We start from the raw sequence: 6,527 nt of genomic DNA on the forward strand, positions 1-6,527 counted from the left end.
CACCGGTACGAACGCCACAGCTTGATCATTACCTCCAATCAATCCTTCGAGGACTGGGACCAGTTGTTCGACGATACCGTCATGACGGTCGCCGCCATCGATCGACTAGTGCACCACGCCACAATCATCCAGTGCGAGGGTGACAGCTATCGAAGGAAACAGTCTGCCAAAAAGCAGGCGTCATAGGTTCAGCGCAACCGGCCAAGTTAATTGTCGCTGAACCGGCCAAGATAGTTGACGCGCTACACAAAGCGGCGTAAACAGATATTCTTGCAAGACTGGCAGGCAAAGCTGGATGAATTTTTGCGGTTTAACGACCGAAATGTGCTGTCCGGTACGGGTTCAGTCAGCAAACAGGCCGCCGACAGCAAAGCCTCCCAAGAGTACGACACCTTCTCTGAGACCCGCCGTAACGCTTTGGAGCAAAAAGGCGCCGAAGAGACCATTCGAACGCTGGAGGCAATCACAAAACTCGATTCCGGTACCGGCACAAAAAAGTCTTAGCCCGGGAGATAGCCGCTATTCAACCCGGTCGCACCTTGCGAGATCAGAAGGTTTCGGGGTACTTTGCCTACAAGCCGGTTAATCGTTTTGAACCAGACACTGGTGAAGACGGAGTCACCTCGTAAACGTCCGGTACCAGGCAGTAGGATAAGGATGCACAATGGGCAAGTTCACTGAGGATAAGCTGGAGCAGGCGATTATCGCCTTGCTGGAAGACCAAGGTTATCCTCATAGCCCCGGCCACCTGCTGGCTCGTGGGCCAGAAGACGCAATGTTAAGAGACGACTTGCGCACCTTTCTGACGGCCCGGTATGGCAAAGAAGGCATCACCGATGCTGAGATAGCCGCAGTGGTAAGCCGCCTGAATAACCTTTCCTCCGCCGACCTTTACGACAGTAACAAAACCGTTCAAAAGCTGGTGGCCGATGGTTTTCTGCTAAAGCGTGAAGATCACCAGAAAAAAGACCTCTACATTCAACTGATTGATTACGCAGGCCTGCCCGAGCAGCGGGAGCCTGGGCCGAACGAAGTGGAAACCGTTGTCACGGAAAAACCGGTTGGCTACACGCCAGACCGCAATATCTATCGGCTGGTCAGTCAAATGGAGATCGTTGGCAGCGAAAAACGCATCCCGGATGCGATTTTGTACATCAATGGCCTGCCTTTGGTGGTGTTTGAGTTCAAAAGCGCGATCCGTGAGGACGCCACCATTCACGATGCCTACGTGCAGCTGACGACCCGGTATAGCCGAGATATCCCCGAGCTGATGAAGTACAACGCCCTGTGCGTGATAAGCGATGGGGTCAATTCCCGCCTGGGCTCACTGTTTGCGCCTTACGAGTATTTTTACACCTGGCGCAAAGTGACGGGTAACGAAACCATCGAGCAGGATGGCATTAACGCCCTGCACACTATGTTGCAGGGGCTGTTCGACAAGGCACGGTTGCGGGAAGTCATCCGGCATTTCATCTACTTCCCCGATGTATCCCGCAGGGAAGAGAAGATTCTGTGTCGCTACCCCCAGTTTTATGCCGCCACCAAACTGTATGACAGCATTAAAAAACACCGCAAGCCAGACGGCGACGGCAAAGGCGGCACCTATTTTGGTGCGACGGGCTGCGGCAAGAGCTTTACCATGCTGTTTCTCAGCCGGTTGCTGATGAAAAGCGTGGAATTCGAAAGCCCAACCATCGTGCTGATTACCGACCGAACGGACCTCGACAATCAGCTCTCGGTTCAATTCACCAATGCCAAAGATTACATTGGCGACCAGACGGTGCTGAGTGTGGAAAGCCGCACCGAACTGCGCCAACTGCTCAAAGGGCGCACCAGCGGCGGGGTGTTCCTGACCACCATTCACAAATTTACCGAAGACACCGAATTACTGACCGATCGTTACAACGTGATCTGCATTTCCGATGAAGCGCACCGCAGCCAGGTTAACCTGGACCAGAAAATACGCATTACCGAACAAGGCGTGAAACGCAGCTATGGCTTCGCCAAATATCTGCACGACTCCCTGCCCAATGCCACCTACGTGGGTTTTACCGGCACGCCCATCGATGCCACTCTGGATGCGTTCGGCGACGTAGTAGACAGCTACACCATGACTGAGTCGGTCAAAGACGAGATCACCGTACGCATTGTTTATGAAGGCCGAGCCGCCCGAGTCATGCTCGACAACGACAAGCTCTCAGACATAGAGGCCTATTACGCCCAGTGCGCCGAAGAAGGCGCAAGCGACTACCAGATAGAAGAGAGCAAAAAAGCCAGCGCAAACATGAACGCGATTCTGGGTGATCCTGACCGCATCCGGGCACTGGCCAGCGATTTTGTCCAACATTACGAACGGCGTGTCACGGAAGGTGCCAGCGTGAAGGGCAAAGCCATGTTTGTGTGCAGCAACCGGCAAATCGCCCACGCGTTCTGGCAAAAGGTGGTTCACTTGCGGCCCGAATGGAACCAGCCCATGGCCTGTGAGCCGGGGTCGGAGTTATCGGCCAGGGAGCAAAAAGACATCAAGTCCATGGAGCGGATCAAAATGATCATGACCCGGGGTAAGGATGACTCAAAAGCGCTCTACCAGATGCTGGGTACCCCAGAGCACCGCAAGGAACTGGACCGTCAGTTCAAGGTCGCCAAATCGAACTTCAAGATCGCCATTGTTGTCGATATGTGGCTAACGGGCTTCGATGTCCCGTTTTTGGATACGATCTACATCGACAAACCGATTCAACGCCACAACCTGATTCAGACCATCTCCCGGGTAAACCGCAAATATGAAGGCAAAGAAAAAGGCCTGGTGGTGGATTACATCGGCATTAAATCCCAGATGAACCGCGCACTGGCTCACTACAACAAGTCGGACCAGCAAAACATTGAGGAGATTAATCAGTCGATCGTCGTGGTGAAAGACCATCTCGATTTGCTAAACAAGCTCATGCATCGCTTTGACGACCAGCCGTATTTTACCGGCAGCCCGCTGGAGCAGCTCAATTGCCTGAACCTGGCTGCGGAGTACGTACAGGTCACGGACAAAATCGAGAAGCGCTTTATGGGGCTGGTTAAACGCCTGAAAGCCGCTTATGACATTTGCAGCGGTTCGGAAGGCATCAGCCAGGGCGAACGCGACCGGATTCATTTCTACCTGGCTATCCGCTCGATCGTATTCAAGCTCACCAAGGGCAATGCCCCCGACACCGCCCAGATGAACGCGCGCGTTCGCACCATGATCACCGACGCGCTAAAGGCAGACGGGGTCGAAGAAATTTTCAAAATGGGGGATGAGTCAACCGGTGAAGCGGATATCTTTGACCCGGACTATCTGGCCAAGATCGAAAAGATCAAACTCCCCAACACCAGAATAAAGCTGCTGCAGCAACTGCTGGCCAGAGCCATCGAAGATTTCAAAAAGGTCAACAAAACCAAAGGAGTCGATTTCTCCAAGCAGTTTAAAGCACTGGTTGAAAAGTATAATGAACGCAAAGAAGACGATGTACTGGTCAGCAACGTGCTCGAGGACTTCTCAGATGAAATCATCGACCTGATTCAGGCGTTAAAGCAGGAAAAAGCCTCCTATGCTGACCTTGGCATCGATCTGGAAGAAAAAGCCTTTTACGACATCCTGAAGAATCTGGCCACAAAGTACGACTTCAGCTATCCCGATGACAAGCTGCTGGAGCTCGCCAAAGCCGTAAAAGGCGTGGTTGATGACAAAGTCAAATACACCGACTGGAGCCAGCGAGAAGACATAAAAGCTGAGCTAAAAGTCGACCTGATACTGGTACTGGCCAAATACGGCTACCCACCGGTAGACAGGGATGAAGTCTATAAAGAAATTTTTGAGCAGGCGGAGAATTTCAAGAAGTATCGAACGAGATAAAGATAATTAATTAAGCTCAAAGCGGGGCATGAGATAAGGTCGAATTCGACCGTCTAAATTTGAGGCAATGCGCAGTTCCACTTTTTTGGGAAACCATACTCAATATTATTCTGAGATGGTCTGTAGAGCTGCTTTATTCTTTTATTGCCTACTACTAAATCCGGCTTCAGTACACGCAGATATTTATCAATTTCACAAAATAGATTTTGGCAATCTATCAGCTGTAACTTTCTATTCTGCAGATGATTAAACGGCAGTCCAAGCCTCTCAAACTCTTCATCTTGAACGCTAGCCATATGTTTTATGACATCTTGGTACGTCATATTACCAATATCTGTAAAACACTTTTTAATCCCTCTAATTGCGCCTGGACCTGCCACTACAAAATCTGACTCTTCAGCACTACTGTATTCAGAGTAGGCGACATCCACTGAGAATTGATACGCTAAGAAGGGGCCTAAGGTAGGGAGTTCAATGAGTTCACAATATATTCCATCCAATGTTTTATTCAGCCAGATTTTTTCTTGTAAATTATTTTTCAATACTAAGTCTAATAGGGCAAAGTTGTTTCGATGCTTTCTTTCAAAACCAAATTCTTTTTTGCCCGATGGCATTATATAGGCTCCAGAATAAGGCTTACCCTTTAAAGCAATATACTGATCGATGAGAGCTGCGTAATCGTTATTTTTATAGGTTGAAATTGAGATTTCCCCTAACTTGCTACTCAGAAACTCCCATGTATCTATTTTATTAAACAGTTTAAAGCACAGTATTCGAAAAAAAGTATCTTGTGGGGAATATTCACTCGAATTAATTATATTCTTTATCAAATACTGGCTAACTCGATCACAACTTCTATAGCAGTTAGTGAACTTATATTTAGAAATGATTGGATCTAATGTCAAATTGACATCTGTCGGACTAATCCTATGTAGAAATACCTGTTGCCTCTTGTACGCAAATGACCAGTAAAAATCCAATAGCTCACTTTTTTTCAGCATCATTCCCTACAGCTTAACTTCCCATTTCATTCGTATGCTCCTCCGTACCATCAAAGATTGCGTCAAAAAATTCAGCAATTGGCTCTCTTGCTGCAATACTAAAGACAATCAAAATGAAAGCAAAGAAGATACCTAATGCAGCTATGCCAATATGAAATCTGAATTTAATGTGACTTGTTTCGATCTCCCTGACTTTGTCATCTAGCTTTTTTTCTAAAGCATCAATATCTGCCTTTAGTCTTGGAGGAGAAACAACCCCTCCAGATATATTGTTGATCAATCCACTGCTTATAGACTCTTGTTTTTGCTTTGACTTTTTTTGAAACTCATCAGACGAGTATCTATCTAAATCAGAGTACCAAATAAGAGCGAAATTATCATGCAGCTTCAATGTAATGTCACTTGGGCCTGCATTGTATACTGAAAATATCAATCGCCCTTCCCATCCGGGATCAACATGAAACCCAGAAACGTTAATTAAACCTCGAAACTTATAGGAAGCTTTAAATGAAATAAATGCTATCGGGTCACCAGGAACTTTAACAAATTCATTTGTTAGAATAAACCCAAACTGACCCCGTGGAATCAAAATATAGGGTTCAAGGTCAGAGAGTATCTTAGGTGCCTCGCTTCCCTTTTCGTTTCATCCGAATAAGGTGCCTCGCTTCCCTTTTTCGTTTCATCCGAATAAGGGGTAGCATAAACCTCTCGGCCGACAGTTAGCTCTATGGCAGCACAATCTATTGACGGCCCAGAAATTCCGGGGGAATCCTTCCCATACCATGCCAATTCGGAAAGCTTGGCATTTAGTTTATCCCCGCTCCAAAACAATTGTAACCATCCCTATAGTTGCCTAAGAACTGAAAATGTATATTCTTTTGCTCAACATTATAAAGTCGATCTTCGATCTCTGATTCAATGTCGAGAAAATCTAAATTTGTCAGCTCAGCGAGTGCAATTTGCGCAATGTTTTTGTACGCGCTAAGTATTACTTCACGACTGTTCTTTGTATATATTTCGAAGTGATCTGTAGACTCAATCGCCTTACAAAGCGCAGCCGTTTCTTTTGCTATTGCAATTGGCGCCGAATGTGCAATTGGTTCTTTGAAAGCAGCACCTACACCATTCAGATCTTTAGCATCTAGGCCAAGCTCATCGATTATGTATGTTGAAAGCGAAGTATTTAGAATATTCAAACTAGCAACGGAGATAATAAATGAGTCCACTAGAGAGCGCGTAACGCCGGTTACATCACCTTCAGCGTTAGAAACTACTATTTTTGAACTGTATTTAGCAATATGGAGTATCATATGCTTTATAGTGGACCCCATGATTTAGACCACGGGCATAGGTAGAATGCCACGACCAAGCAGGAGTAGTAACGTGGCGAGAAAACGGTTCAGTAGTGAGTTCAAGGCCAAGGTCGCAATGGAGGCTATCCGAGGCGACAAGACAGTCGCTCAATTATCTTCGCAGTGCGGCGTACATGCCTCTCAGATCAACACCTGGAAGAAAATCGCCCAGGAGCGACTGGTGGAAGCCTTCGAACGCGGCAGTAGCCAACCCGACCCGAAAAAGCTGGAAGCTCGGGAAGACCATCTATATCAACAAATTGGCAAGCTGCAGGTCGAGGTCGAGTG

The 6,527-nt window shown here is 47.4% G+C and carries 7 protein-coding genes; 4 read left to right on the forward strand and 3 right to left on the reverse strand.

Annotation, left to right across the window (positions count from 1 at the left end; all coding sequences use genetic code 11):
- The 3 genes from G565_RS25125 to G565_RS0119890 form a co-directional block, all read left to right on the forward strand.
- On the forward strand, positions 1–186 hold a 186-nt coding region (locus G565_RS25125; RefSeq protein ID WP_037340571.1), incomplete at its 5' end, for an ATP-binding protein.
- Between the two features lie 48 nt (positions 187–234).
- Positions 235–504 (forward strand): RhuM family protein, encoded by a 270-nt coding sequence (gene rhuM / locus G565_RS0119885; RefSeq protein WP_028672389.1) that lies wholly within the window; start codon positions 235–237, stop codon positions 502–504.
- A 160-nt stretch (positions 505–664) separates the two neighbouring features.
- On the forward strand, positions 665–3,886 hold the full coding sequence (locus G565_RS0119890; RefSeq protein ID WP_028672390.1) for a type I restriction endonuclease subunit R: 3,222 nt from the start codon (positions 665–667) through the stop codon (positions 3,884–3,886).
- Between the two features lie 53 nt (positions 3,887–3,939).
- On the opposite strand, the gene G565_RS25130 is transcribed toward G565_RS0119890, so the two are convergent.
- The 3 genes from G565_RS25130 to G565_RS0119905 form a co-directional block, all read right to left on the reverse strand.
- The gene (locus tag G565_RS25130) at positions 3,940–4,890 is read right to left on the reverse strand and encodes a nucleotide kinase domain-containing protein (RefSeq protein WP_037340575.1); all 951 of its coding nucleotides are present in this window, start codon (positions 4,888–4,890) and stop codon (positions 3,940–3,942) included.
- Positions 4,891–4,900: 10 nt separating this feature from the next.
- The gene (locus tag G565_RS25135; protein ID WP_157600172.1) at positions 4,901–5,503 is read right to left on the reverse strand and encodes a dCTP deaminase domain-containing protein; all 603 of its coding nucleotides are present in this window, start codon (positions 5,501–5,503) and stop codon (positions 4,901–4,903) included.
- A gap of 190 nt (positions 5,504–5,693) precedes the next feature.
- Positions 5,694–6,218 (reverse strand): hypothetical protein, encoded by a 525-nt coding sequence (locus G565_RS0119905; protein WP_028672392.1) that lies wholly within the window; start codon positions 6,216–6,218, stop codon positions 5,694–5,696.
- A gap of 97 nt (positions 6,219–6,315) precedes the next feature.
- Here G565_RS0119905 and G565_RS0119910 point away from each other — a divergent pair.
- Positions 6,316–6,527 (forward strand): transposase (locus G565_RS0119910; RefSeq protein WP_425413994.1); only part of this gene is annotated, 212 nt, incomplete at its 3' end.

The sequence above is a fragment of the Saccharospirillum impatiens DSM 12546 genome, assembly GCF_000423605.1.
GTDB classification, from domain to species: Bacteria; Pseudomonadota; Gammaproteobacteria; order Pseudomonadales; family Natronospirillaceae; genus Saccharospirillum; species Saccharospirillum impatiens.